This is a genomic window from Paracoccus methylovorus, from assembly GCF_016919705.1.
Lineage (GTDB): Bacteria > Pseudomonadota > Alphaproteobacteria > Rhodobacterales > Rhodobacteraceae > Paracoccus > Paracoccus methylovorus.
In genome coordinates this window covers 710454-734980 of the sequence record NZ_CP070368.1, presented here as the reverse complement: position 1 = coordinate 734980, position 24527 = coordinate 710454, and the positions used below count along the sequence as shown (strand labels likewise).

At 64.5% G+C, this 24527-nt stretch carries 23 protein-coding genes; 4 read left to right on the top strand and 19 right to left on the bottom strand.

What is annotated here, in order from left to right; genetic code table 11:
- Positions 1 to 34: 34 nt before the first annotated feature.
- Positions 35 to 2527 (bottom strand): GcvT family protein, encoded by a 2493-nt coding sequence (locus tag JWJ88_RS03720; RefSeq protein ID WP_205294765.1) that lies wholly within the window; start codon positions 2525 to 2527, stop codon positions 35 to 37.
- Positions 2528 to 2698: 171 nt separating this feature from the next.
- Positions 2699 to 3709 (bottom strand): 2-hydroxyacid dehydrogenase, encoded by a 1011-nt coding sequence (locus JWJ88_RS03715; protein WP_205294764.1) that lies wholly within the window; start codon positions 3707 to 3709, stop codon positions 2699 to 2701.
- Between the two features lie 91 nt (positions 3710 to 3800).
- On the opposite strand from JWJ88_RS03715, the gene JWJ88_RS03710 reads away from it, so the two are divergent.
- Complete coding sequence (locus JWJ88_RS03710; RefSeq protein ID WP_407673899.1) at positions 3801 to 4403, top strand: SH3 domain-containing protein; 603 nt, start codon at positions 3801 to 3803, stop codon at positions 4401 to 4403.
- Positions 4404 to 4513: 110 nt separating this feature from the next.
- Here JWJ88_RS03710 and JWJ88_RS03705 read toward each other — a convergent pair whose 3' ends face one another.
- Genes JWJ88_RS03705 through infC form a run of 4 tightly spaced genes read right to left on the bottom strand, consistent with a single transcriptional unit; the run spans position 4514 to position 8672 of the window.
- On the bottom strand, positions 4514 to 6550 hold the full coding sequence (locus tag JWJ88_RS03705; RefSeq protein ID WP_205294763.1) for a M3 family metallopeptidase: 2037 nt from the start codon (positions 6548 to 6550) through the stop codon (positions 4514 to 4516).
- Positions 6551 to 6583: 33 nt separating this feature from the next.
- Positions 6584 to 7627, bottom strand: coding sequence for a HesA/MoeB/ThiF family protein (locus tag JWJ88_RS03700; protein WP_205295108.1), 1044 nt, complete (start codon positions 7625 to 7627; stop codon positions 6584 to 6586).
- A 22-nt stretch (positions 7628 to 7649) separates the two neighbouring features.
- Positions 7650 to 8111, bottom strand: coding sequence for a dUTP diphosphatase (gene dut, locus JWJ88_RS03695; protein ID WP_205294762.1), 462 nt, complete (start codon positions 8109 to 8111; stop codon positions 7650 to 7652).
- Between the two features lie 12 nt (positions 8112 to 8123).
- On the bottom strand, positions 8124 to 8672 hold the full coding sequence (gene infC / locus JWJ88_RS03690) for a translation initiation factor IF-3 (protein ID WP_205294761.1): 549 nt from the start codon (positions 8670 to 8672) through the stop codon (positions 8124 to 8126).
- Positions 8673 to 8897: 225 nt separating this feature from the next.
- Here infC and JWJ88_RS03685 point away from each other — a divergent pair, with 225 nt between their 5' ends.
- Both JWJ88_RS03685 and JWJ88_RS03680 read left to right on the top strand, forming a co-directional pair.
- Positions 8898 to 9524, top strand: a complete 627-nt coding sequence (locus JWJ88_RS03685; RefSeq protein WP_205294760.1) for a hypothetical protein — start codon at positions 8898 to 8900, stop codon at positions 9522 to 9524.
- Positions 9521 to 10396: a glycosyltransferase family 2 protein gene (locus tag JWJ88_RS03680; RefSeq protein WP_205294759.1), complete on the top strand. Its 876-nt coding sequence runs from the start codon at positions 9521 to 9523 to the stop codon at positions 10394 to 10396. Before JWJ88_RS03685 ends, JWJ88_RS03680 begins: the two co-directional genes overlap by 4 nt.
- 15 nt (positions 10397 to 10411) lie before the next feature.
- Here the strand turns inward: JWJ88_RS03680 and JWJ88_RS03675 are convergent, their stop codons facing one another.
- From JWJ88_RS03675 to JWJ88_RS03650, 6 genes are all read right to left on the bottom strand, one after another.
- On the bottom strand, positions 10412 to 11701 hold the full coding sequence (locus JWJ88_RS03675; protein WP_205294758.1) for a PQQ-dependent sugar dehydrogenase: 1290 nt from the start codon (positions 11699 to 11701) through the stop codon (positions 10412 to 10414).
- 140 nt (positions 11702 to 11841) lie between these two features.
- The gene (gene pgi, locus JWJ88_RS03670; RefSeq protein WP_205294757.1) at positions 11842 to 13443 is read right to left on the bottom strand and encodes a glucose-6-phosphate isomerase; all 1602 of its coding nucleotides are present in this window, start codon (positions 13441 to 13443) and stop codon (positions 11842 to 11844) included.
- Between the two features lies 1 nt (position 13444).
- The gene (gene pgl, locus JWJ88_RS03665; RefSeq protein ID WP_205294756.1) at positions 13445 to 14119 is read right to left on the bottom strand and encodes a 6-phosphogluconolactonase; all 675 of its coding nucleotides are present in this window, start codon (positions 14117 to 14119) and stop codon (positions 13445 to 13447) included.
- A complete protein-coding gene (gene zwf, locus JWJ88_RS03660; protein WP_205294755.1) occupies positions 14116 to 15567 on the bottom strand; it encodes a glucose-6-phosphate dehydrogenase in 1452 nt (483 codons plus the stop codon). The genes pgl and zwf overlap by 4 nt, the downstream gene beginning before the upstream one ends.
- Before the next feature lie 76 nt (positions 15568 to 15643).
- Positions 15644 to 16237 carry an RSP_2648 family PIN domain-containing protein gene (locus JWJ88_RS03655; RefSeq protein ID WP_205294754.1) on the bottom strand — a complete coding sequence of 198 codons (594 nt, stop codon included), beginning with the start codon at positions 16235 to 16237 and terminating at the stop codon, positions 15644 to 15646.
- Positions 16234 to 17430 (bottom strand): RSP_2647 family RNA methyltransferase, encoded by a 1197-nt coding sequence (locus JWJ88_RS03650; RefSeq protein ID WP_205294753.1) that lies wholly within the window; start codon positions 17428 to 17430, stop codon positions 16234 to 16236. Before JWJ88_RS03650 ends, JWJ88_RS03655 begins: the two co-directional genes overlap by 4 nt.
- A 115-nt stretch (positions 17431 to 17545) precedes the next feature.
- Here JWJ88_RS03650 and edd point away from each other — a divergent pair, with 115 nt between their 5' ends.
- A complete protein-coding gene (gene edd, locus JWJ88_RS03645) occupies positions 17546 to 19348 on the top strand; it encodes a phosphogluconate dehydratase (RefSeq protein ID WP_205294752.1) in 1803 nt (600 codons plus the stop codon).
- 34 nt (positions 19349 to 19382) lie between these two features.
- Here the strand turns inward: edd and JWJ88_RS03640 are convergent, their stop codons facing one another.
- From JWJ88_RS03640 to JWJ88_RS03610, 7 genes are all read right to left on the bottom strand, one after another.
- Positions 19383 to 19919: a PAS domain-containing protein gene (locus JWJ88_RS03640; RefSeq protein WP_205294751.1), complete on the bottom strand. Its 537-nt coding sequence runs from the start codon at positions 19917 to 19919 to the stop codon at positions 19383 to 19385.
- Positions 19920 to 20015: 96 nt separating this feature from the next.
- Positions 20016 to 20411 carry an arsenate-mycothiol transferase ArsC gene (locus tag JWJ88_RS03635; protein ID WP_407673898.1) on the bottom strand — a complete coding sequence of 132 codons (396 nt, stop codon included), beginning with the start codon at positions 20409 to 20411 and terminating at the stop codon, positions 20016 to 20018.
- A gap of 66 nt (positions 20412 to 20477) precedes the next feature.
- Complete coding sequence (locus JWJ88_RS03630; RefSeq protein ID WP_205294749.1) at positions 20478 to 20966, bottom strand: UPF0262 family protein; 489 nt, start codon at positions 20964 to 20966, stop codon at positions 20478 to 20480.
- A complete protein-coding gene (gene hisD / locus JWJ88_RS03625; RefSeq protein ID WP_205294748.1) occupies positions 20963 to 22273 on the bottom strand; it encodes a histidinol dehydrogenase in 1311 nt (436 codons plus the stop codon). Before hisD ends, JWJ88_RS03630 begins: the two co-directional genes overlap by 4 nt.
- 232 nt (positions 22274 to 22505) lie before the next feature.
- Positions 22506 to 22985, bottom strand: coding sequence for a DUF2948 family protein (locus JWJ88_RS03620; RefSeq protein WP_205294747.1), 480 nt, complete (start codon positions 22983 to 22985; stop codon positions 22506 to 22508).
- On the bottom strand, positions 22978 to 24261 hold the full coding sequence (gene murA, locus JWJ88_RS03615; RefSeq protein ID WP_205294746.1) for a UDP-N-acetylglucosamine 1-carboxyvinyltransferase: 1284 nt from the start codon (positions 24259 to 24261) through the stop codon (positions 22978 to 22980). Before murA ends, JWJ88_RS03620 begins: the two co-directional genes overlap by 8 nt.
- Positions 24262 to 24453, bottom strand: coding sequence for a hypothetical protein (locus JWJ88_RS03610; protein WP_205294745.1), 192 nt, complete (start codon positions 24451 to 24453; stop codon positions 24262 to 24264).
- Between the last annotated feature and the right edge of the window lie 74 nt (positions 24454 to 24527).

Genomic DNA, 24527 nt, shown 5'->3' with positions numbered 1-24527 from the left:
AAGGCCCCGCGCCCCGGGGCCTTCTTTCAGCGGCTTAACCGTCGATACGGATCACCTTGTTTTGGGGGTCATAGGGGCTGTCTTCGGTCACCACCGCATCCCACAACTCGCGTTGCATCCGAACCTTGAGCCGGGTTCCCGGTTCGGTCAGATCGGGGCGCACATAGCCCATGCCGATGGATTTGCCAAAGGCCGCCGACCAGCCGCCCGAGGTCAGACGTCCGACCTTGGTGCCATCGGCGGTATATAGCGCCTCGCGCCCCCAGGGATCGGCATCGGACGGCCCGTCGATCAGCAGGGTGACGCATTTGCTGCGAATACCCTTGTCCAGCATCGCCTGCTTGCCATTGAACGCCTTGTCCAGATCGACAAATCGGTCCAGCCCGGCCTCTAGCGGCGTCGCATCGCGGCCCAGTTCGGTGCCGAAGGCGCGATAGCTTTTTTCCTGCCGCAACCAGTTCTGCGCCCGCGCACCAACCAACTTCATGCCGTGTTTTTCACCCGCAGCGACCAGTTGATCCCAAAGATAGCGGCCGAATTCGATGGGGTGATGCAACTCCCACCCCAATTCGCCGGTATAGGCGACGCGGATGGCGCGGACCGGGCACATGCCCAGCTCGATATTGCGCATCGACAGCCATGGGAAACGCTTGTTGCCCAGCACCGAGGCGGGATCGGCATCGCGCACCAGTTCGTTGAGGATCGCACGGCTGTTCGGGCCGGCAATGGCAAAGACGCCCCATTGCGTGGTGATGTCCTGCACGATCACCTGACCGAATTCACCCTCCATCTCCTCGGCCATCTTGCGCAGGTGGTCGCCGTCGTAATCCGCCCATGCGCCGGCCGAGATCAGGTAGTAGTCATCCTCGGCCAGACGGACGATGGTGTATTCGGTCCGCGTCGTGCCGGTCTCGGTCAGCGCATAGGTCAGGTTGATGCGACCGACTTTCGGCAGCTTGTTGGTGGTGAACCAGTCAAGGAACGCCGTCGCCCCCTCGCCCGATACGCGGTGCTTGGCAAAGGCCGAGGCGTCGATCAGACCGGCGGCGTTGCGAATCGCCTCGGCCTCGGCCTTGGCATATTGCCACCAACTGCCCCGGCGGAAACTGCGCGCGGCATGGTCGTCGAAACCGGCAGGCGTGTAATAGTTCGGCCGTTCCCAGCCGTTCACCTGCCCGAATTGCGCGCCCGCCGCCTTTTGGCGGTCATAGGCCGGGGTGGTGCGCAGCGGGCGGCAGGCCTCGCGTTCTTCATCGGGGTGGTGCAGGACAAAGACATGCTCATAGGCCTCTTCATTTTTCCGGGCCGCGTATTCGGTCGTCATCCACTGCCCGAAGCGGCGCGGGTCAAGGCTGGCCATGTCGATCTCGGCCTCGCCCTCGGTCATCATCTGCGCCAGATAATGGCCCGTGCCCCCCGCAGCGGTGATACCAAAGCTGAAGCCTTCGGCCAGCCACATGTTGCGCAGGCCGGGTGCCGGGCCGACCAGCGGGTTGCCGTCAGGCGTGTAGCAGATCGGGCCGTTGAAATCGTCCTTGAGACCCACAGTTTCCGAGCTGGGAATCCGGTGGATCATCGACATGTATTCCTGCTCGATCCGTTCCAGATCCAACGCGAAAAGATCGGCGCGGAAGCTTTCGGGCACATCGTACAGGAAACGCGCCGGAGCGTTGCGTTCATATGGACCAAGGATCCAGCCGCCGCGTTCCTCGCGCACATACCATTTGGCATCCGCATCGCGCAGGACCGGGTGTTCGGGATTACCGGCGGCGCGCCAGGCGGCAAGGTCCGGATCGGGCTCGGTCACGATATACTGGTGCTCGACGGGAATCGCCGGGATCTTGATGCCCAGAAGGCGGGCTGTGCGCTGCGCATGGTTGCCGGTCGCGGTCACGACATGTTCGGCCCGGATCTGAAACGGCTCGCCCGAGGGAACCAGATTGCCGCCCTTTTCGATCATCTTCTCGCAGGTGACGATCCATTCCTCGCCGGTCCATTCATAGCCGTTGACCTGGATCCTGCGTTCGATGGTCGCGCCCGCCATGCGCGCCGCCCGCGCCATGGCCTGCGTCACATCGGCGGGGTTGATATAGCCATCAGTCGGATGGAACAGCGCGCCTTGCAGATCCTCGGTGCGCAGCAGCGGCCAGCGTTCCTTGATCTGGGCAGGTGTCAGGAATTCATGTTCGATGCCCACTGTTTCTGCAGTGGCGGAATAAAGCATGTATTCGTCCATCCGCGCCTGCGTCTGCGCCATGCGCAGGTTGCCGCAGCGGGTAAAGCCGGCGTTCAGCCCCGTCTCGGCCTCAAGACCGGCATAAAGCTTGACCGAATAGTCGTGGATATGAGTGGTTGCATAGCCCATGTTGAACAGGGGCAGCAGACCCGCCGCATGCCAGGTCGATCCGGCGGTCAGTTCGTCCCGCTCGACCAGCATCGTCTCCCACCCCGCACGGGCCAGATGCAACGCGATGCCGCAGCCCACGGCACCGCCTCCGACCACAAGGGCCTTCACATGGGTTTTCATGGCAAGCGACTCCCTGTTTCGCGCTCTAGCTGATTATGGCGATTAGAGCCCGAAACGGGAGCGGTGCAGATATTTCCCGCGACATGTTCTTGGCAAAAAACGACACGGCGACACTTGGGCGGCATTTGCAGGGCATCAGATGCAAACGCCCCGGAACACCGGGCGTGGCAGTCACAGCATCGAGGGCACCACCAGATCAGGCGGGCGATGACCATCCGCGAAAGTCTTGATATTTATGATGACTTTCTCGCCCATCTCGACCCGCCCCTCGATCGTGGCCGAGCCCATATGCGGCAGCAGCACCACATTGGCCAGCTCTCGCAGCCGGGGGTTGATCTCATGCCCATGTTCAAAAACGTCCAAGCCTGCCCCCGCGATCTCGCCCGCGCGCAGCATCCGCGTCAGGGCGTTTTCGTCGATCACCTCGCCGCGCGAGGTGTTGATGACCACGGCGCTGGGTTTCAGCAGCTTCAGCCGCCGCGCGCTCAGCAGGTGAAAAGTCGAGGGCGTATGCGGCGCATTCACCGACACGATATCCATACGCGCCAGCATCTGATCCAGGCTTTCCCAATAGGTCGCCTGCAACTCGGCCTCGATTTCCGGGCGAAGCCGGCGGCGGTTGTGATAATGCACCTGCATGCCAAAGACATTGGCGCGCCGCGCCACCGCCTGACCGATACGGCCCATGCCAAGGATGCCAAGACGGCGACCGCCCAGCCGGCCGCCCAGATGCGCCGTGGGCGACCACCCCTGCCAACGGCCGGCCTGCATTTCGGCCATGCCCTCGGGGATGCGGCGGGTCACGCCTAGGATCAGGGCCATGACCACGTCTGCCGTGTCGTCGGTCACCACGCCCGGCGTATTGCTGACCAGAATGCCGCGCTGACGCGCGGAATGGGCGTCGATATGATCGACCCCGGCGCCGTAATTGGCGATCAGTTTCAGCTTGTCTCCGGCCTGAGCCAGCATGGCGGCGTCGATATGGTCGGTGATCGTCGGCACCAGCACATCCGAGATGCGCATGGCGGCCACCAGTTCGTCGCGACTCATCTTGTGGTCGTCGGCGTTCAGGGCAACGTCGAAAAGTTCGGACATCCGGGTCTCGACCGCCTCGGGCAGACGCCTGCTCACGGTAACTTTAAGGCGCGAACGGGTGGGATCGGTCGCATGAACGGCGGGCATGGTCGCTCCTCTCTTCCAAAGCCGGGCGGCTTTTGGCAAAGTGCCCGCGATGCGGGGCAGGCACAAGACCCCCAACAAGCAGGACGGGCAGATGAAGCAAGGACAGGTCTGGCTGGGCGCCGCGATACTGGCGACGGCGACGTGTTTCGGAATGGCAGCGCTGGCGCAAGCCACCAATCCGGGTGAGAATCTGGATGCCCGGCAGATTCCCGGGTTGTCCGCGGATGCGACAATCAGCCGCCATCAGGACGGCAAGGGCGATCCGAACCGGGGGACCGTGACCAACCTGCCGCTGCCGCGCTTTGTCAGCCTGAAGGGCGGCGAGGGCAATGCCCGCCGGGGGCCAAGCCTGTCGCATCGCATAGACTGGGTGTTCCGCCATGCCGGCATGCCCCTGCGCGTCGTGGCCGAGTTCGGCCATTGGCGCCGGGTCGAGGATCAGGACGGCGCCGGCGGCTGGGTGCATTACTCACTGCTGTCGGGCGTTCGCACCGCCATCGTGACCAAGGACATGCTGGACCTGCTGTCCCGCCCCGAACCGCGCGCAAACGTGGTGGCCCGGGCCGAGGCGGGCGCCATCGTGCGGCTGCATGAATGCACCGTCGACTGGTGCCGGGTCTCGGGCGGTGGAGAGAAGGGCTGGGTGCCCAAGACGACGATCTGGGGCGTCGATCCCGACGAGACGCGCGACTAAGGCCCCGGAAAGCCAGCCAAGCCCAGAAATACCCGTCCGGTCAACATCGGCGACCGGACGCGCCAAGGACAGGGCGAATGCTGTCCCCGGCCTGACATTCGCGACGGGTATCAGTCGGTGGCAGTCACAAGGCCACGGCCTTTCAGCAGCGCCTGCACTCCGGGCTTGCGTCCCCTGAATTGCAGCCAAAGCTCATCGGCAGGACGGGAATCGCCCTTGGACAGAATCCACTCCTCCAGCCGCCGCGCGGTTTGCGGGTCGAAGGCATCGCCTTTTTCCACGAAGGCCTCGAACGCGTCGGCATCCATCACCTCGGACCACATATAGCTGTAATAACCCGAGGAATAGCCGTCGCCGGAAAAGACATGCGCGAAATGCGGCGTGGCATGGCGCATCGGAATGGCCGCAGGTGCGCCCAAACCAGCCAGAACCTCGGCTTGTCGCGCCATCGGATCGGCGGGCGGGGCCCCGCGGTGAAAGGCCAGGTCGACCAGCGCGCTTTCCAGATATTCGGTAGTCGCGAAACCCTGATCGGCATTGCCCGCCGCAAGGATGCGATCGCGCAGGCCGGCCGGCAACGGCGCGCCGGTTTCGGCATGGCGCGCATGGCGGTCCAGCACCTGCGGCTGTTCCAGCCAATGTTCGAAAAGCTGACTTGGCAGTTCAACGAAATCCCGTGCGACCGAGGTGCCCGACATCGAGGGCCAACTGACATCCGACAGGATATGATGCAGCGCATGACCGAATTCGTGGAACAGCGTATGCGCATCGTCCCACGACAGATAGGCGGGCGCGCCCTCGGCCTCGGGCGGGGTGAAATTGCAGACATTGGTAACAATGGGCCGCTGCCCCTGCCCGATCTTGTGCTGCTGCTGCAAGGACGAACACCACGCCCCCGACCGCTTGCTGGGCCGGGCGAAATAATCGCCGACAAACACCGCCAGAGGCTGGTCGTTTCGCGTCACTTCCCATGCACGGGCATCGGGCGACCACAGCGGTGCCACAAATTCGCGCATCTCGATACCGAACAGCCGCTGCGCGGTATCGAAGACCGCACCCAGCATGGCCTCAAGCGTCAGGTAAGGCTTGACCTCGGCCTCGTCCAGATCGTGTTCGGCCTTGCGTCGACGCCCCGCGTAAAAGCGCCAGTCCCAAGGCTCCAGCGCGCCGTTCACGCCATCCTCATGCAGCATTTCGGCCAGACGCGCGGCATCCGCATCGGCGCGGGTCTTCGCAGCGGCCCAGACCTCGGTCAGCAGCGCCTCGACATTCGCGGCGGTTCTGGCCATCTCGGGCTCCAGCTTGTAGCTGGCGAAATCCTCGTAACCCAGCAACCGGGCGCGTTCGTGCCGCAGGCTCAGGATCTCGGCGGCGACCTGGCGGTTGTCGGTCGCAGCGCCGCCGGCACCCTGCCCCGAGCCACGGGCGGTCCAGGCGCGCCATGCCGCCTCGCGCAGCCCGCGATCGGCTGCATATTCCAGAAATGGCACGATCAATGAGCGGTTGAGCGTCACGATCTGCCCGGTAAGCCCGCGTTCCCGCGCGGCCGCCCGCATGGCGCGGATCAGCCATTCGGGCAGGCCCGCAAGCTGGTCGTCCGACACGGCCATGGTAAAGTCGCGCTCGTCGGTCAGCACGTTCTGGGCGAAGTCGTTCGAAAGCACCGCCAGCCGCTCGCGGATTTCGGCCATACGTTCACGCGACGCACCAGTCAGGCCCGCCCCCGCCCGGCGCAAACCACGCAGGGTCAGTTCGGTCAGCCGCCGATCCTCGGGCGCAAGGTCATCGGCATCCTGCATCACCGCCTCGACCCGGTCGAAAAGCCGCGGGTCCATACTGACCTTACTGCCATGCGCGGCCAGACGCGGGGCGATCTGACGTTGCTGGTCTTCGCGCGCGGGGTTCGAATCGACCCCGGTCAGGGTGTAGAAGATCGCGCAAAGCCGGTTCAGCGGCTCCTCGGCGCTTTCCAGCGCCGCGACGGTATTGTCGAAGCTGGGCGGAGCGGGGTTGGCGGCAATCGCCTCGACCGCTTGTCCGGCCAGTTGCAGGCAGGCATCGAAAGCGGGCGGGAAATCCTCGTCGCGGATCAGGTCGAAACGCGGCAGCCCCAGCGGGCCGGTCCAATGGGTCAGTTCGGGGTTCATGCGAGCCTCCTTTTCCGGTTGGCCGCGAGTGTTTCAGCCTGCGCGGAAATGTCCAGAGCCACAGACCGGGCAATCGGCGCGGCGCGAGATTTTCATCACCCGATTCTCGCCATAAAGCCCGTCAAAGATCAGCATCCGACCGCGCAGCGGCTCTCCGGTCCCGGCAATCAGCTTGATCGCCTCCAGCGCCATCATGCTGCCGATGACGCCGGGCAGCGGACCGACGACGCCCGCCTCGGCACAGGCCGGCGCAAGCCCCGGCGCCGGGGCCTGCGGGAAAAGGCAGGCCATGCAGGGCGCATCATGGCGCGGGTCCCAGACGGTGACCTGCCCTTCCCATTGCGCGATGGCGCCGGCAATCAGCGGCACACCCGCCGCCACGCAGGCGGCATTCACCGCATGGCGCGCGGCGAATGTATCGGTGCCGTCCAGCACCAGATCGTGTTCGGCGATCAGCGCGGCGTCATCCTCGGCAATACGCCGGTTCAGCGCGGTGATTTCGACATGGGGGTTCAACGCCTGCATGGCGTCGCGCGCTGCCTCGGCCTTGGGGCGGCCATCATCGGCACTGCGAAAGATCACCTGGCGTTGCAGGTTCGACAGGCTGACCCGGTCCTCGTCGGCGATGGTGATGCGTCCGATACCAGCACCGGCCAGATAAAGACAGACCGGCGCGCCAAGCCCGCCTGCCCCCACCACCAGCACCCGCGCACGCCGCAGCGCCGCCTGCCCCGGCCCGCCCAACTCGCGCAGCACGATATGGCGGGCATAGCGGTCAAGCTCGGCGTCCGAAAGCGGTCCGGAGAGCTGGGGCGGGTTCGGGATATTGGACGCTTCGGGCAAGGGAACGGATCTGCGATGCATCTGGCGCAACAGCAGGCGGTAGCCGAGGACAAGCGCAACCACGCCGCCCGCCAGCGTCCAGACACGGGCATCGCCGCCAACAAGCCGTGCAGCAGCACTGCCCGGGGCCAGAACCAAGGCAGCGATGGCGGCAAGCCAAAGCGCCGCGACGCCGGCCCAGCCCCGCCATTCCGGCCAGCCGAGCAAACGCGCCGCGACCAGCATGGCGAGCATGAGGACAAGAATCAGCACGGGCTCACGCCCGCCCGGTCGAACCGAATCCGCCTTCTCCGCGCGCCGTCTGGTCCAGCTCTCCGGCCATGACATAGGCGACGCGGGTCACAGGGGCGACCACGGCCTGAGCGATACGTTCGCCATGGTGGATGGTATAGGGCTGCGACCCCAAGTTAATCATGATCACCCCCAGCGGACCGCGATAATCGCTGTCTATGGTGCCGGGGGTGTTGGGCAAGGTCACCCCATGCTTCAGCGCAAGGCTGGAGCGGGGGCGGATCTGCATCTCATAACCCGGGGGGATCTGCACGCGCAGCCCGGTGGGTACCAGGCGGATCTGGCCGGGATCAAGCAACAGCTCATCCCCGCCCAGATCGGCGCGTAGGTCGGCGCCGGCCGAGCCCGCGGTCTGGTATTCGGGCAGGGGCAGCGCCGGGTCGGCGCCCGGTTCGCGCAGAACCAGAATCGTCACCTCGGCCGCCATCCCCAAAGCCCCTTATTTCGGCGAGATCATCATGACCATCTGGCGCCCTTCCAGCTTGGGCATCGATTCGACCTTGCCCGCCTCGCCGACTTCGGCGGCAACGCGGTTCAAAAGTTCGACGCCAAGTTGTTGGTGCGCCATCTCGCGGCCACGGAAACGCAAGGTGATCTTGACCTTGTCGCCTTCGGCCAGGAATTTCATGACCGAGCGCATCTTGACCTCGTAGTCATGGGTATCGGTCCCGGGACGGAACTTGATCTCCTTGATCTCGATGATCTTCTGCTTCTTACGGGCCTCGGCCTCGCGCTTTTGCTGTTCGTATTTGAACTTGCCCAGATCCATGATCTTGCAGACCGGGGGCACGGCGTTCGGGGAAATCTCGACAAGGTCCAGCCCTGCGTCTCGTGCTAGCTCCATACCGCGGGCGGGTGTCACAACTCCGACATTCTCGCCTTCGGGGCCGATCAGGCGGATTTCGGCGACTCGGATGCGATCATTGACGCGGGGGCCGGTATCACGAGTGGGCGGAGCGTTATGCGGTCTGCGGGCTATGGCTGTCATCCTTGTATTGCCGGTCTATCGCGCGGTTAGATAGTCCTGCGCGGGCAAATTTTCAACCGGATTCGACGTTTGGGGCCAAGGTTTGACGGCGGTTGCGCCCGTTTCACGACGCCGTTGACGCAGGCGTGTGCGCACATAAGACCCCTGCGTCGCCAGGGCGCTTTTCGCCCCTGCCTCAACATGACATAAAAGAACTGAAACGCCGCTGCCCCGACGGAGAAACCGATGCAGAAATTCCTGGCCGTGATCGTGATTCTTGCCGTGGCATTCGGAGGTGTGTGGCTGTGGAGCGGGGGCGATCTGACCCGGCTGACCGGCAGCACGACACCAGCCCCCATCCAGCCAGCCCCCGAGACCACGCCCCCGGCGCAAGAAAGTGCCAATGCGGCGGCAGATGCCGCGGCCGATGCGGCGGCCATCGCGACGGATGCGGCGGCAGATGCCTCGATCTCGGCTGGGCAGGCGGCGGTCGGTGCGGCGGGCTCTGCCGCCGATCAGGCCGAGGCTGCAGCCGAGGCCGCCATAGCTGCGGCCGACCGTGCCGCCGATGCCGCCGCAACAGCCAACACCACCCCTGAGCAAGCCGAGGCAGCCGCAATCGCCGCAGGCACAGCCGCGCGCGAAGCCGCCAGCGCAACGCGCGATGCCGGCGCCGCTGCTACGGAAGCGGTCGAAATCGATGCGGCCCTTACCCCCGAGGGGTTCGACGCCGCAAAGGTGCGCAGCATGATCGACGGATCAAGCCTTTCGCCCGAACTCAAATCCGAACTGACCGCACTGCTCGATCAGGCGGCGCTGAACCCTGCCGCGCGGGCACAGGCACTGGAGCAGATCAAGACGGCCCTGCAATGAGCTTTCCCACCCTGGGCAACTTTCTCAGCGGCGCAAGCGACCGGCTTGAAAAAGGACCCATCGCGCTTTTGCTGATCGAGGACGAGGTCGCGGTTCCCGAGACACTGGCGCATCACTTGGGCGCCGGGTTCAAGCTGATCCTGGCGCTGTCGCCCGAGCCATTGCCTGCCCGTTCCATCCCCGAATCGGGTGCAAATCGCATCGTCAACCTGCGCCACGATTCCCGCCGCGCCCGCGCGCATGTCGATGCCGTCAATGCGGTGATCGAGGCAGCACCCGCCGAGACCTGGCTTTACTACGGCTATAATACCGAATTCCTGTTCTATCCCTTCTCGGAAAGCCGGACGGTGGGCGAGATGCTGGCCTTTCACGCCGAGGAACGCCGGCGCGCCATGCTGGCCTATGTGGTCGATCTTTATGCCCCTGATCTGGAGCGTTTTCCCGACGCAGTCAGCATGAACGAGGCGATGTTCGACCGCACCGGCTATTACGCACTTGGCCGCATGGGACCCGATGGCTGCTACAAAGAGCGGCAGTTGGATTTTCATGGCGGGTTGCGCTGGCGCTTTGAAGAACATTTGCCCCCCGACCGCCGCCGGATCGACCGTATCGCCCTGTTTCGTAGCCAGCCGGGGTTGCGGCTTTTGCCCGATCACCGCTTCAACGTCGAGGAATACAACACCTATGCCTGCCCCTGGCACAACAATCTGACCGCTGCCATCGCATCCTTCCGGGTCGCCAAGGCGCTGGCGAAGAACCCCGGCTCGCGCGAGCATATCCGCAGCTTTCACTGGCGCAATTCACATCCCTTCCGCTGGGATTCGCAGCAGCTTATGGAGTTCGGGCTGATGGAGCCGGGCCAGTGGTTCTGACCCGGCAAGCCGCGATCAGGCCGCACTGACCCGCCAGATCACGTCGCCCACGTCATCGGCCATCAACAGCGATTTTCCATCCGGGCCGATGGTTACGCCCACGGGGCGGCCATAGGAATATTTTTCGTCCTCGGAAAGAAAGCCCCACAGGATGTCACGCGGCGCACCCGATGGCCGGCCGTTCTGGAACGGAACGAAAATCAGCTTGTAGCCGGAAAGCGTCGAGCGGTTCCATGATCCATGCTGACCGATCACCATGCCATCTGGAAACCCCGGCAGGGTACCCTCGGGCATCCAGCACAGGCCAAGCGAGGCGGTGTGGCCACCCAGCGCGTAATCGGGGGTGATCGCACGGGCGACCTCGGCCGGGTCCTGCGGCACGCGGTCGTCCACGGTCCGGCCCCAGTAACAATAGGGCCAGCCATAAAACCCGCCATCCTGAACCGAGGTCAGGTAGTCGGGCGGGGTCTCGTCCCCCAGACCATCGCGTTCGTTCACCACGGTCCAGAGCGCACCGGTCCCCGGTTCCCACGCCATGCCGACCGGATTGCGCAGACCGGACGCAAATATCCGGGCCTTGCCGGTTTCCAGCTCCATTTCCCAGATCGCTGCGCGCCCCTTTTCGGCATCCATGCCTTCGTCGGCGATATTGGTCAGCGAACCGACCCCGCAATAAAGCCGCTTGCCGTCAAGAGAGACGATCAGGCTGCGCGTCCAATGCCCACCGGGCTTGAAGTCGATCAGCCTGCGGCCCGGCCCGGTCAGCCGGGTTGCGCCCGGCTCATAAGGGAAGGCAACGATCCCGTCGGTATTACCGACATAGAAACTGTCGCCGACCAGAGCCATGCCAAAGGGTTGGCGCTGGCCTTCCAGAAAGATCTCGCGCGTTTCGGCGACGCCGTCGCCATCGCTGTCGCGCAACAGCGTGATGCGGTTGGCACTGATCCCCAGCGCACGGGCGCGGCGCATGGTGGCCTGCGTGGCACGGTCCAGCAGCGATTGCGGCCGGCTGGCCTCTTGCAGCGCCTCGGCCACCAGCACGTCGCCATTGGGCAGCACCTCGATCCAGCGGGGATGCTGCAGGTCGCGGGCAAAAGCATTGACGCGCAGGCCCGAGGCGGCCTTGGGCAGTTGCCCGGGCGCCCAGCCGCGCGCAGTGGGCATCTTCAGCGTCATGATGCCCTGTTTTTTTGCGTCGGGGATATCGGGGCTTGGCCCGACCGCCTGCGTTCCCGGCGCGCCCATCCGTCGCATCAACACCATCGCGCCGCCGACAAGAGCCGTCGCCTTGGCCAGAAGATCCATGGGTTTCCTTCCTGTTTACGCAGCCCAAGGCTAAACGTGATACGGCAAGGGTCAATCCCGGAATGCGCGGGCAACGCCCTGAATTGGCAAGGATGCGCGAGCGGCAGCGTCCCATGGGTATTTGGACAACAAAGAAGCGGTCAGGCGCGCGCCTGCCGGATCAGCCGCGCCAGATGCTCGGTCGAGGGATCGTGGCCCGGCGCAGGTTCTCCCCGAAGCAGCGGCGCGAGTTTCAACGCCAGTTCCTTGCCGAGTTCGACCCCCCATTGGTCGAAGCTGTTGATGCCCAGGATCACGCCCTCGGTAAAGACGCGCTGCTCGTAAAGCGCGACGATCTGACCAAGCGTATAGGGCGAGAGTTCCGGGATCAGCAGCGTGGTCGAGGGACGGTTGCCCGGAAAGACGCGGTGTCGGGCCTGGCGGTCCAGTTCCGCACCAGTCAGGCCCTTGGCCTGCATCAGCGCCCGCGCCTCATCAAGTGAGCGGCCGCGCATAAGCGCCTCGGACTGCGCGAGGCAATTGGCGATCAACAGCAGGTGGTGATGCGCCAGATCGGGTTCATGCCCGCGCGCCGCGATAATGAATTCGCAAGGTACCACGGCCGTGCCCTGATGGATGAGTTGGTAGAAGGCATGCTGACCGTTTGTTCCCGGCTCGCCCCAGACCACCGGCCCCGAGGGCAGGGTCAGGTCGCTGCCGTCCATCGCCACGCGCTTGCCGTTCGATTCCATTTCCAGCTGCTGGAGATAGGCGGGCAGTCGCGCAAGCCGGTTGTCATAGGGCAGCACCGCGCGGGTGGCGTAGCCGCAGATCTGATGGTGCCAGATGCCGACCAGCGCAAGGATTACCGGCAGGTTTTCCGCCAGAGGCGCGTTGCGGAAATGGTCGTCCATGGCAGCGCCGCCCGCCAGGAAGCGGTCGAACTCATCCGGTCCGATGGCGATCATCAGCGACAGGCCGATGGGACCCCACACGGAGTAACGCCCGCCGACCCAGTCCTCAAAGCCGAAGACGCGGGTTTCGTCGATACCCCATTCGCCGGTCCGGTCCGTAGCCGAGGAAAGCGCGATGAACTGCGTCGCAGGATCGGCGACCGTCGCCGCCATCCAGTCAAGGGCCGTTTTGGCGTTGGTCATGGTTTCGATGGTGGTGAAGGTCTTGGAGGCGACGATCACCAGTGTCGTCGCCGGGTCGAGCCCCTTCAGCGTGTCCGCGATATCGGCCCCGTCCACGTTCGAAACGAAATGCACGCGCGGCCCGTCATGCCATGGCGCAAGCGCCAGCGTGGCCATGGCGGGCCCAAGATCAGAGCCGCCGATGCCGATATTGATCACGTCGGTGATGCGACCGCCCTGCCCCGTGAAATCGCCCGCGCGCACGGCAGCGGCGAAAGCGCGCATCCGTTCATACGTGCGGCGCACCTCGGGCATGACATCGCGACCGTCCAGCGTGATGCTGCCGCCCTGATTGCGCAGCGCGGTGTGCAGCACGGCGCGATCCTCGGTCTCATTGATGCGTTGGCCGGTGAACATGGCTTCACGCCGCTGCGGCACTGGTCCAGCCAACTCCATAAGCAGATCGCGGGCGCGCGCGTCGATGGAGGTCTTGGACCAGTCCAGCACCAGCCCGTGGGCACTGGTGCAAAAATCCATGGCGCGGGCCGGATCGGCGTCAAAAAGCGCCTCGATCCGCAGCGCGCCTTGCGATTCGTGATGATCCTTCAGTCGACTCCAGATGGTCATGTCACTCTGCCCAATGCACGGTGATGTCGCCAAGGAAGGCGCGGATCGGCGCCTCGGTCGGGTCGAGGCCCTGCGCCCGTTCGAACGCATTGCGCTTGTCGGCGCCGGTGATCAGCAGGTGGGTATTGATCGCGCCCCCAAGCGCCGAGGCTGTCAGGGTGATCCTTGGCTCATCCCTGACGCTGTTGATCGCCATGACCGGCGAAGCGTCGGAGGCCAGTGCCAGCACGGTTTCAGAGGCAGCGGGGAACAGGCTTGCCGTATGCATATCCGTGCCCATACCCAACAACAGCACGGTCAGCGGCAGGTGCGGGATAATCGCTTCGGACAGCGCCGGCACCGCGTCCTCGGCGCGCGCATCGCCGGTATAAAGGTCGATATAGCGTGCGGCAGCAGCCTTGTCCTTGAGCAGGTGGCGGCGCAAGAGCCGGCCGTTCGAGCGACGATGTTCGCCATCCACCCAGCGTTCATCGTTGAGCAGAACGGTGATGCGGGGCCAGTCGATTTCGCTGCCCGAGAGATAATCATAGAGCGGCGCCGGCGTGGTGCCGCCCGGCACGCACAGGCTGGCGCTGTCGTTTACCCGCAGGTGCTGGGCCAATTGACCCGCCAGCCGGTTGGCCAGCGACAGAAACAGCATCTCGCGATCGGGATATTCGATGAATTCAAGGGTCATGGCCGGATCTCCCTCCAGCGGCGATTGTCGCGGTGCAGCAGGCGAAGCGCCTCTTCGGGGCCGCTGGAGCCAGGGTCGTAAGGCTCGGGCCGTTTCAAGCCGGCTTCCCAATCGGCGATGATCGGGTCGGTCCAGGCCCAGGCGGCCTCGACTTCATCACCGCGCATGAACAGCGTCTGGTTGCCGCGGATCACATCCATGATCAGCCGTTCATAAGCGTCGGGCATGTCGGTGCCCTCGGCCCCCAGCGCATCGGCAAAGCTCATGTCCAGGGGGACCTGCACCAGCCGCATGCCGCCCGGCCCGGGTTCCTTGATCATCACGGTCAGGTGCATGCCCTCATTGGGCTGCAGCTTGATGACCAGTTGGTTGGCCTTGTGGGTGCCGCCGTCGTCAAAGATCGAATGCGGCGGCTCTTTGAAGGTGACGACGATTTCACTGGTGCGCGCACGCAGCCGCTTGCCGGTGCGCAGATAGAATGGCGTCCCGGTCCAGCGCCAGTTGGCGATCCGCACTTTCAACGCGACAAAGCTTTCGGTGCGCGAACGCGGGTTTTCGGCATCCTCCAGATAGCCGGGCCCATCCGCGCCGGCCAGATACTGGCCACGCACGATGTCCTCGGGTGCAAGCGGTTCCAGCGCCCGGATCACCTTGAGCTTTTCGTCGCGCACCGCATCCGGGTCGAAGTGATAGGGCGGCTCCATGGCCGTCAGGCACAAAAGCTGCATCATATGGTTCTGCACCATGTCGCGTATGGCGCCGGAGTGATCGTAATATTCGCCGCGTCCGCCGACGCCCACCGTCTCGGCCACGGTGATCTGCACATGCTCTACATATTGCGCGTTCCACAGCGGCTCGAACAGGATATTGGCGAAACGCACCGCCATCAGGTTCTGGACGGTTTCCTTGCCCAGATAATGGTCGATGCGATAGATCTGGTTTTCCTCGAAATGCCGGGCAAGCGTTGCGTTCAACTCGCGCGCGGTGGCGAGATCGCGGCCGAAGGGTTTTTCGACCACGATGCGGCTATCCGCATCGGCGATGCCATTGCCGGCCAGCCGCTCGGCAATGTCGCCAAACAGCGCCGGCGCGACCGAGAAGTAAAAGGCATGGGCCACGCCCGGTCGCGTCCGGGCCTTGAGCTCGGCCCAGCCGTCCGTGCCGCGTGCGTCGATGGCGACGTAACCCAGCATATTCAAAAAAGCCGAAAGCTGCGCCGAATCCTGGTTGGGGCCGACGAATTCTTCGATGGCGGCACGCATCTCGGCCCGGAAGGCATTGTCATCCTGGCGGGTGCGGGCCGCGCCGATGATCCGCGCGGTGATGGGAACCTGACCAGCCACAAAGCGGCGATAAAGCCCCGGCACGATCTTGCGTCGCGCCAGGTCGCCGGTTGCACCAAAGATCACCAGGTCGAAATCCTCAACCGGAATGATGCGTGAAACCATCGCCGCCTCCTCATCGCTGCTCTGCCGATTAGCCGATGTTAGCGGTAACAGCAAGTCCTTCAAATCCATCCCCTTTTCAATCCTGTTCCCGCAGGGGGATATTCGAGGCGCCATTTGGCCGATATGGTGCGGTTTCGGGCCCGTCCAACCGGGCAATCGCCTTGGCCAGACGTGGCAGGCGGGCACGGCGCATAAGTTCCTTACGGCTTATGCCACCGCCCATAGCGTTGGCCCGAGCCTCGGTCGCCGCAATTGCGGCCAGTACCGCTTCGGGTGCCTGCAAATAGAGATCGCGCAGAAACTCGTCCGGATGGATCGCCCGCAGCCCGATCAAGGCCAGCGAACCGCGTGGAAAATCACGCAGATTCGCCGTGACGATGATACCGGCATCTGCAGCCAAAGCGGTTTCAACCACATGCCGGTCAGCCGGATCGGGCAGGTCGATACCCGCCACCTCACCGCCCGGCTGGACCAAAGCCGCCGGAAAGCGCGATTCCAGCAACGCGATTTCGACGCCGGCCTCGGCGTTCTGGCGGCTGGCGGCATGACGCCATTCGTCCAGGATGCGGCGCGACCAGAGCGGTTGGAACAGCCCTGCCGACGCCGTGCCGATCAGGATTTCCCGCAGCACGGTCGGAAACAGCACACAGGCGTCCAGAACCGCCCTCATCCATCCAGCCGGAAAAACAGCGCCTTGAGATAGCCGGTCTCGGCCAATTGCGGCAGCGTGGGATGGTCAGGTCCAGCCTGCCCGGTGTGCAGCAATTGCATTCGCCGCCCACCCCGGCCGATGCCACGCGCGCTGGCGCTGCGAAAAGCGGTCAGATCGGCGGCATGGCTGCATGAACACAGGCCCAGATACCCTCCCGGCGCGACCAGCGGCGCGGCCAGTTTCGCCACCCGCTCATAGGCGCGCAAGCCGGCCTCCAGCGCTTGTTTCGAGGGCGCAAAGGCCGGCGGGTCGCAGATCACTACGTCGAATTGCGCGCCCTCGGCGGCCAGTGCCTCCATCTGCTGAAAGGCATCTCCCTGACGGGTGGTCAGCCGCGCCTCGGCCCCCATGGCGCGCGCGCCGCCCCGTGCCAGTTCCAGCGCCGCGGCCGAGCCATCCACGCAGGTCGCATGCGTCGCCCCAGCCGCAAGCCCCGCAAGGCCAAAGCCGCCGACATGCGAAAACACGTCCAGCACGCGCTGACCTTTCGCAAGGCGTTGGGTGAATGCATGGTTCGGGCGCTGGTCATAGAACAAGCCGGTTTTCTGACCTTGCGTCAGATCGGCCAGATAGATCGCCCCGTTCATCGAGACCTCGACGGGGCCGGCGACGGCACCCGACAGGATCTCGGTCCGCTCATCCAGCCCCTCCAATGCGCGCGCCCGGCCCTGCCCGTTCAGGATCACGGTGGTGACGCCGGTTATCTCGCGCAGCGCCGCGGCGATCTCTTCGACCATCCGCTGGGCCCAAGCGGCATTGGGCTGGATTACGGCAGCATCGCCAAACCGGTCGATCACGGTGCCGGGAAGGCCGTCGGCCTCGGCATGGATCAGCCGATAAAAGGGTTGGTCGAACAACCGCTCTCGCAGTGCCAGCGCGCGCCGCAACCGGTGGGCGATCCAGTCGCGGGTGATCTGCGCCTGCGGATCGGGGTCCATCATCCGGGCGATGATCCGCGAATCGGGATTCACCGTAACCAGCCCCAGTGGGCGGCGCTCGGCATCCTCGAGAACCGCGAAACTGCCGGGCGTAATCGCCCGCGTGCGTCGGTCGATGACCAACTCGTCGGCAAAGACCCAGGGAAAGCCGTGGCGGATCGCCTGGGGCTTGGATTTTGGGCGCAGTCGGATAGCAGGCAGATCGGCGGTCATGGCGGCCTCGTGCAAAACGGCGCAGGATTGCCACGGCGCGAGCCTGCGGGCAAGAGCGCGTCGGTTGCGTTGTTACCGCTAACGGGATACATTGTCCGTAAAGGAGATGCCAGCCATGCCCCTGCACGCCACCATCGACCGGGTCACCGACCGCATCCGCGAACGCTCGATCCACAGCCGCAGCGCCTATCTGGCCAAGATCGCCCGGGCTGCCGAAGAGGGGCCGCGCCGCGCCCATTTGTCGTGCGGCAACCAGGCGCATGCCTATGCCGCCATGCCGGACAAGCAGGAATTCGCCCAGACGCGCAAACCGAATATCGGCATCGTGACCGCGTATAACGACATGCTCTCGGCCCATCAGCCCTATGAAATCTACCCCGACCTGATCCGCCGGGCCGCCCATGCCGCCGGCGCGACCGCGCAGGTCGCGGGCGGGGTGCCAGCCATGTGTGATGGGGTCACGCAGGGCCGGCCCGGCATGGAACTGTCGCTGTTCTCGCGCGATGTCATCGCGCTGGCCTCGGGTGTGGCGTTGACGCATGACACCTTCGATGCGGCGCTGTATCTGGGCGTGTGCGACAAGATCGTGCCCGGTCTGATCATCGCCGCCGCCACCTTTGGCCATATTCCTGCGGTATTCGTCCCCGCCGGCCCCATGCCATCCGGCCTGCCCAATGACGAGAAATCCAAGGTCCGCCAGCAATTCGCCACCGGGGAAATCGGACGCGAAGCCTTGATGGCTGCCGAGATGGCCAGCTATCACGCACCCGGCACCTGCACTTTTTACGGCACGGCGAACACCAACCAGATGCTGATGGAGTTCATGGGCCTGCATTTGCCAGGCTCCAGCTTCGTCAGCCCGAACACCCCCTTGCGTGAGGCACTGACCGCCGCCGCCGTCCAGCGCGCGGCTGCGATTACCCGGCTGGGCAATGATTATATGCCCGCCGGCGAGGTGCTGGACGAGCGCGCATTTGTCAACGGCATCGTCGGTCTTATGGCGACCGGCGGCTCGACCAACCTGGTCCTGCATTTGCCAGCCATGGCACGCGCGGCCGGGCTGATCCTCGATCTGGAAGATTTTCACGACCTGTCCGAAACCGTACCGCTGATGGCGCGGGTCTATCCCAACGGGCTGGCGGACGTGAACCATTTTCACGCGGCCGGCGGTCTGGGCTTCATGATCGGTCAGTTGCTTGATGCCGGTCTGCTGCATCAGGATGTACGCACCATCGCCGGCGGCGGGCTTGACCATTATGCCCACGAGCCGAAGCTGAAGGACGGGCGCATCGAGTGGGTCGAGGGTGCCAGCAAGACGCTGAACGACAAGATCCTGCGCCCCGCATCCAATCCCTTTGCGCCGACGGGGGGGCTGAAACAGCTTTCCGGCAATCTGGGGCGCGGGGTTATCAAAGTCTCGGCCGTGGCATCCGAGCGTCATGTCATCGAGGCCCCCGCCCGGGTGTTTTCCGACCAGGAAGAGGTCAAGGCTGCCTTCAAGCGCGGAGAATTCACACAGGATGTGATCGTCGTCGTCCGCTTCCAGGGCCCACGCGCCAATGGCATGCCCGAATTGCATTCTCTGACCCCCACGCTGGCCGTATTGCAGGATCGCGGCCTGCGGGTGGCGCTGGTCACCGATGGCCGCATGTCCGGCGCGTCAGGCAAGGTGCCCGCCGCAATCCATATCTCGCCCGAGGCAGCCGATGGCGGACCGCTGGCGCGTATCCACGACGGCGACCTGATCCGGCTGGATGCCGTGACAGGAACGCTGACCTGCCTCGCCCCGGGTTTCGAGGATCGTGCCCCGGTCGAATACGATCCTTCGCACTCGACCGAAGGACTGGGTCGAGAGCTTTTTGCTGTCTTTCGCCGCAACGTGGGACCTGCCACCGAAGGGGCGGCAGTCGTCGTCTGACGACACCCGTCTGCAACAATGCCAGCAAAATCCCTCAATGCTCCCGCCACATCACCGGGCCGATGGCGACATCGGCCCCCGTCCTATCCCATCCGCCCCGCCGCGAAAGCTGCGAGCCCGCCGCACGCGCCGGCAGGCGGATCACCTGTGCCATTCCCGCCGCCTGAGGCATCTCAAGGGGCGGCAATCCTGCTCCCTCGGCCGCTTCGCGCAGGAACAGCACGTTCAGGCACACTCGTCCCTTGTCATCGAGAATCTGGCAGATACGAGCATCAGCACAGAAGCGCCGTCCCGATTTAGCGATCTGCGCCACGTCGTGCAGGCGTGCTTCGCGACCATCCTCCGCCGCCAACATGCGCCAAAGCCGGTTAGGTCCCCTTTCAGATGGATCCAGAAGGACGGCGACGGGACGACCGATCAGTTCGGCCCTTTGATAGCCGCACATGGCAAGATAGCGGTGGTTCACTGCGACAATATGGCCAGCCAGATCAAGAATTAGCACCGCGCGATGAGTATCCATCGCTCGCATGGCCCACTCGAGATCGTGATGAAGCCGCTGGATTTCAGTCATCCGGAAAAGCCCCTGCAAAGGATTCCCGGGCAACATCGCGCCGATAGGCTAAGATTCCGTTAGCGTGCCGGAACTTTCTCTACGGCCGACCCCTTTTTAATCTTCCAGTGGCGGGCCGAAGCGCCCGACCATCCGCTTGCGGATCTGGTCCCGCACGGTGCGGTAAAGCGCCAGCTTGGCCTCTCGCCCCTCAGCGAGGCCGCTGGGGTCCATGATCGGCCAATATTCCACGTCCATATGAGAAACTCTGGTCATTTCAAGGGCTCGCCTCTGACTGGCCGGAGACAGCGCGATCACCAGATCAAAGCTGGTCAGGTCGTCACCCCACGCTTTCATTTCGTCGAATGAACGTGCGCGATGGGTCGAAAGCTCGACTCCGATCTCCTTGCAGACGGCGATGGCGAAGCCGTCGATCTCCATGTCGTTCTTGACGCCAGCCGACTGGACATAGGCAGCACGACCGTAGAATTTCTTCATCATCCCCTCTGCCATGGGCGAACGGATGGCGTTGTGGTCGCAGCAGAACAGTACCGAATGGGGAATCGGCCCGACCACGAATCACCCAGGAACCAGTGCACAGATCAGGGTGAACAAGCGCCGCGCCGTATCTATATCGATTTCGGCCTTGCCCTCCAGCCGCTCTTGCAACGTGCGGGCCCCCTCATTGTGGATGCCGCGCCGGGCCATGTCGATGGCCTCGATCTGCGCAGGCGGCAGGCGTTTGACCGCATCGAAGTAGCTGGTGCAGATCTGGAAGTAATCCTTGACCGTCTGTCGGAACGGGCCAAGCGACAGGTGGAATTCGGCCACCTTGCCGCCCGCCTCGGTCGCAATGTCAAAGACCAGCCTTCGTTCACGCACCGCCAAGGCCAGTGCATAGGGACCGGCGGGAACCTCCTGCCCTTCGCGACCCGGTAGGTTGAAGCTGTTGTCTTCAAGCAGATCGAAAACCGCGACACGCCGCTCCTGCTCAAGTTCGGGCGTAGGAGGGGGCAGAGCACTGTCGTCGATGTCGATCCGACACAGCCGATTCGTGGAGTCGCTCATGGCTTTTCCCCGTTCAAAGCCGCCAGCCGGACCGAAACCGACCGGCCATGCGCCGAAAGCCCCTCGGATTCAGCCAAACGGACCGCCGCCGGTCCAATCACCCCCAGCGCCGCGGGCGAAAGCCGGGCAATGGTGCTGCGCTTCAGGAAGTCCATCACCGACAGACCGGACGAGAAACGCGCCGAACGCGCCGTCGGCAAGACGTGGTTCGGACCGCTGACGTAATCTCCCACCGCCTCGGGCGTCCAGCCGCCAAGGAAAATGGCCCCTGCATGCCGGGTCTTTTGCGCCAAAGCCTCGGGGTCGTCGACGCAAAGCTCCAGATGCTCGGGTGCAAGCCGATTCGAAAGCGCCGCCGCTTCATCAAGATCGCGCGTCACGATGACGGTGCCATAGTCGCGCCAACTCGCCCCGGCCACCTTTGCACGGGGCAGTGTCGGCAAAATACGCTCGACCTCGGCAACAACGGCCCGGGCCAGGGCCGCATCCGGAGTGACGAGGATCGACTGGGCGTCGGCGTCGTGTTCGGCCTGCGCCAACAGGTCCAGCGCCAGCCATTCCGGGTTCTGCGCCCCCTCGGCAATGATCATCACCTCGGAGGGGCCCGCGATCATGTCGATGCCCACGCGGCCGAAAACCTGCCGCTTGGCGGCTGCGACATAAGCATTGCCCGGCCCGGTGATCTTGTCCACCGGCCGGATGGTCTGGGTGCCATAAGCCATCGCAGCGATCGCCTGCGCACCGCCGACGCGATAAACCTCGTCCACGCCGGCCAGCTCCGCTGCCAGCAAGACCAGCGGATTCACCACGCCATCGGGCGTAGGCACGCAAATCACCAGCCGCTCGACACCGGCCACACGGGCGGGAATGGCGTTCATCAGCACTGACGAAGGATAGCTTGCCTGCCCGCCCGGAACATAAAGTCCCGCTGCAGAAACCGGCGTCCAACGCCAGCCCAAGGTCGCCCCTTCGGGATCGGTCCAATGCAGATCGTCAGGCATCTGCCGGGCGTGATAGGCACGAATGCGCCCTGCGGCCATGGCCAGCGCGGCGCGATCCTCGGCCGAGACCTTCGCTATTTCCGCAGCAATCCGTTCCTTGGAAAAGATCAGCGTGTCGGGCGTCAGTGCCAGACGGTCGAAACGCCCGGTCAATTCGACCAGTGCCGCGTCGCCCCGGCTGCGCACATCGCTTATAATCGCGGCAACGGCATCATTTACATCCACCGCATCCTCGCGCTTCATGGAAAGAAGCGCAGAGAAACGCTCGGCAAAATCGGGTTGGGCAGTGGAAAGATGGATGGGCATGGATCGGGCTCACAATGACCCGACCTTGTTAGCGGCTGTGGGCAAGGGGCTCAAGCGGCTACGGCAAGGCTGAACCCGACCATTCAACTATGTTGCAAGGCCGGATTCGGGTATTTGCACAACGAAGAAGCACAAGCCGAGCTCAAGACAGGCCAGTTTCTTCTTCGTTGTCTAAATACCCATGGCGGCATGGCAAGCTGAGCCAACATTGACCACGAGGGGCGCAACGCAATCAATCGTCAGGATGTTGCGGTGCGCGGCGTGAGGGCGCGATATAAGGTCGTGTCACGTCGCGCAGCTCGACATTCAGGCATTCCGCCTCGACCGCCAGCGTACCATCGCCTGCGAATTCCAGCAGCAGGCGGCCGGCGCCATCCTCTCCGGCCTGCCACGTCAAAGCCAGCAACTCCAGGATCAGGTCTTTGTCCTGACGGTCGATCCCGTCGCTCAACACGCGTTGCACGTCCGAGATCAAAAGCACCGCACGTACGCGCTCATAGGGGCGACCGTCGCGGCGGGCGAGATCGGCATCTTCCCAACGGAAACGGTTTACCAGCAAAGCCAGTTGGCGGTGTCGGCTGTCATAGGAAATCTCGGTTACCGGCAGGATGGCGTCTTGCGTCAACGTCGAGATCACAGTCAGATCCTCGGCATCGCTGGCCAGCAGCGCCAGCGGTGCCGGATCGGCGTCGGTAAAACGGGCGTCAGCCATCGACGGTTGCCTCCTTGATGCGTTCGATATCGGCGCCCACGCCGCGAAGCTTGCGCACCACCTTCTCATAGCCGCGGTCGAGGTGATAGACGCGGCTGACGATGGTTTCACCCTCTGCGGCAAGCCCGGCTAGAATGAGACTGACCGAGGCCCGCAGATCCGTCGCCATCACCGGAGCGCCGCGCAGCTTTTCGACGCCGTGGACGGTGGCGTGGCCGCCATGCACCTCGATCCGGGCCCCCATGCGGGCGAGTTCAGGGGCGTGCATGAAGCGATTCTCGAAAATCTTCTCTTCCAGCACCGAGGTGCCCTCGGCCGTGCAGAGCAGCGCCATCATCTGCGCCTGAAGGTCGGTCGGGAAGCCCGGGAACGGCTCGGTGACCACATCGACCGCGCGCAGCCGTCCGTTCTTGCGCGAGACCTTCAGGCCGCGTTCGGTCTCGATCACCTCGATTCCGGCCTCGTCCAGCTTTTCGCAGAAGGCCGCGACCAGGTCGATACGGCCGCCCAGGCATTCAACCTCGCCACCGCAGATCGCCGGGGCCAGCATATAGGTGCCAAGTTCGATACGGTCCGTCACCACCGGATGCGTTGCGCCACCAAGCGCCTGCACACCTTCGATGGTGATGGTCGAGGTGCCCTCTCCCTCGATCTGCGCGCCCATGCGGCGCAGGCAATGTGCCAGATCCACGATCTCCGGCTCGCGCGCGGCATTCTTGATGACGGTAGTCCCGCGTGCCAGCGTCGCGGCCAGCAATGCGTTCTCGGTCGCGCCGACGGAAACCAGCGGAAAGTCGATCACGGCGCCTTTCAGCCCACCCGATGGGGCCTTGGCGTGAACATAGCCGTCGCGCAGGTCAAGCTGGGCCCCCATCGCCTCGAACGCCCGCAGATGCAGGTCCACCGGCCGCGCGCCGATGGCACAGCCGCCCGGCAGCGAGACCACGGCATGCCCATCGCGGGCCAGCATCGGCCCCAGCACCAGAATCGACGCGCGCATCTTGCGGACGATGTCGTAATCGGCGCGGTGGCTGGTCAGGTCATGGCTGGAGAGCGCCAGCACCTGCCCGTCCTGCAGGCTTGCGACCTCGGCCCCCAGCGACTGCAACAGCGCCGTCATGGTACGGATATCCGACAGGCGCGGCGCATTCGTCAACGTCAGCGGCTGGTCAGTCAGCAGTGTCGCCGGCATAAGCGTCAGGCAGGCATTCTTTGCCCCGGCGATCGGGATTTCGCCCTTGAGCGGCCCGTTCCCCCTAACAATGATCTGGTCCATCTATTCCTCGTTCCCGGGCGCCTGTCCGTTCGGCGGTATCTCTGGCCCGTGCTGCTCGTTCTGCGTCGTCTCGTCCGATGTCCCAGCCCGCGCGCGCCCCTGTGCCTTGCGCCGGGCAAGGTTGGCCCGCAACGCCGCCTTGAGCCGCGCTTCGCGTGCATCGCCCTTGGGATCGTGGGGTGTTTTCGTCATGCTCTCCCTGTTAGCGTCCTTGCCCGCTTGCGTCCAGCGGCGGCGCGGCCAGCCACGGGCGATCGGCAACGAAT

What these genes read in the sequence shown, in the direction of transcription:
- JWJ88_RS03700 (WP_205295108.1), bottom strand. Translation starts at nt 7,627, where the DNA reads ATGCTCGCCATGCTGGTCGCGGCGCGTTTGCTCGGCTGGCCGGAATGG.
- JWJ88_RS03635 (WP_407673898.1), bottom strand. Translation starts at nt 20,411, where the DNA reads ATGGCAGAGGGGATGATGAAGAAATTCTACGGTCGTGCTGCCTATGTC.
- JWJ88_RS03640 (WP_205294751.1), bottom strand. Translation starts at nt 19,919, where the DNA reads ATGACTGAAATCCAGCGGCTTCATCACGATCTCGAGTGGGCCATGCGA.
- edd (WP_205294752.1), top strand. Translation starts at nt 17,546, where the DNA reads ATGCCCCTGCACGCCACCATCGACCGGGTCACCGACCGCATCCGCGAA.
- JWJ88_RS03715 (WP_205294764.1), bottom strand. Translation starts at nt 3,709, where the DNA reads ATGCCCGCCGTTCATGCGACCGATCCCACCCGTTCGCGCCTTAAAGTT.
- JWJ88_RS03680 (WP_205294759.1), top strand. Translation starts at nt 9,521, where the DNA reads ATGAGCTTTCCCACCCTGGGCAACTTTCTCAGCGGCGCAAGCGACCGG.
- JWJ88_RS03710 (WP_407673899.1), top strand. Translation starts at nt 3,801, where the DNA reads ATGAAGCAAGGACAGGTCTGGCTGGGCGCCGCGATACTGGCGACGGCG.
- pgi (WP_205294757.1), bottom strand. Translation starts at nt 13,443, where the DNA reads ATGACCATCTGGAGTCGACTGAAGGATCATCACGAATCGCAAGGCGCG.
- JWJ88_RS03620 (WP_205294747.1), bottom strand. Translation starts at nt 22,985, where the DNA reads ATGGCTGACGCCCGTTTTACCGACGCCGATCCGGCACCGCTGGCGCTG.
- hisD (WP_205294748.1), bottom strand. Translation starts at nt 22,273, where the DNA reads ATGCCCATCCATCTTTCCACTGCCCAACCCGATTTTGCCGAGCGTTTC.
- JWJ88_RS03705 (WP_205294763.1), bottom strand. Translation starts at nt 6,550, where the DNA reads ATGAACCCCGAACTGACCCATTGGACCGGCCCGCTGGGGCTGCCGCGT.
- JWJ88_RS03655 (WP_205294754.1), bottom strand. Translation starts at nt 16,237, where the DNA reads ATGAGGGCGGTTCTGGACGCCTGTGTGCTGTTTCCGACCGTGCTGCGG.
- pgl (WP_205294756.1), bottom strand. Translation starts at nt 14,119, where the DNA reads ATGACCCTTGAATTCATCGAATATCCCGATCGCGAGATGCTGTTTCTG.
- JWJ88_RS03610 (WP_205294745.1), bottom strand. Translation starts at nt 24,453, where the DNA reads ATGACGAAAACACCCCACGATCCCAAGGGCGATGCACGCGAAGCGCGG.
- JWJ88_RS03685 (WP_205294760.1), top strand. Translation starts at nt 8,898, where the DNA reads ATGCAGAAATTCCTGGCCGTGATCGTGATTCTTGCCGTGGCATTCGGA.
- JWJ88_RS03630 (WP_205294749.1), bottom strand. Translation starts at nt 20,966, where the DNA reads ATGAGCGACTCCACGAATCGGCTGTGTCGGATCGACATCGACGACAGT.
- infC (WP_205294761.1), bottom strand. Translation starts at nt 8,672, where the DNA reads ATGACAGCCATAGCCCGCAGACCGCATAACGCTCCGCCCACTCGTGAT.
- JWJ88_RS03650 (WP_205294753.1), bottom strand. Translation starts at nt 17,430, where the DNA reads ATGACCGCCGATCTGCCTGCTATCCGACTGCGCCCAAAATCCAAGCCC.
- JWJ88_RS03675 (WP_205294758.1), bottom strand. Translation starts at nt 11,701, where the DNA reads ATGGATCTTCTGGCCAAGGCGACGGCTCTTGTCGGCGGCGCGATGGTG.
- JWJ88_RS03720 (WP_205294765.1), bottom strand. Translation starts at nt 2,527, where the DNA reads ATGAAAACCCATGTGAAGGCCCTTGTGGTCGGAGGCGGTGCCGTGGGC.
- dut (WP_205294762.1), bottom strand. Translation starts at nt 8,111, where the DNA reads ATGGCGGCCGAGGTGACGATTCTGGTTCTGCGCGAACCGGGCGCCGAC.
- zwf (WP_205294755.1), bottom strand. Translation starts at nt 15,567, where the DNA reads ATGGTTTCACGCATCATTCCGGTTGAGGATTTCGACCTGGTGATCTTT.
- murA (WP_205294746.1), bottom strand. Translation starts at nt 24,261, where the DNA reads ATGGACCAGATCATTGTTAGGGGGAACGGGCCGCTCAAGGGCGAAATC.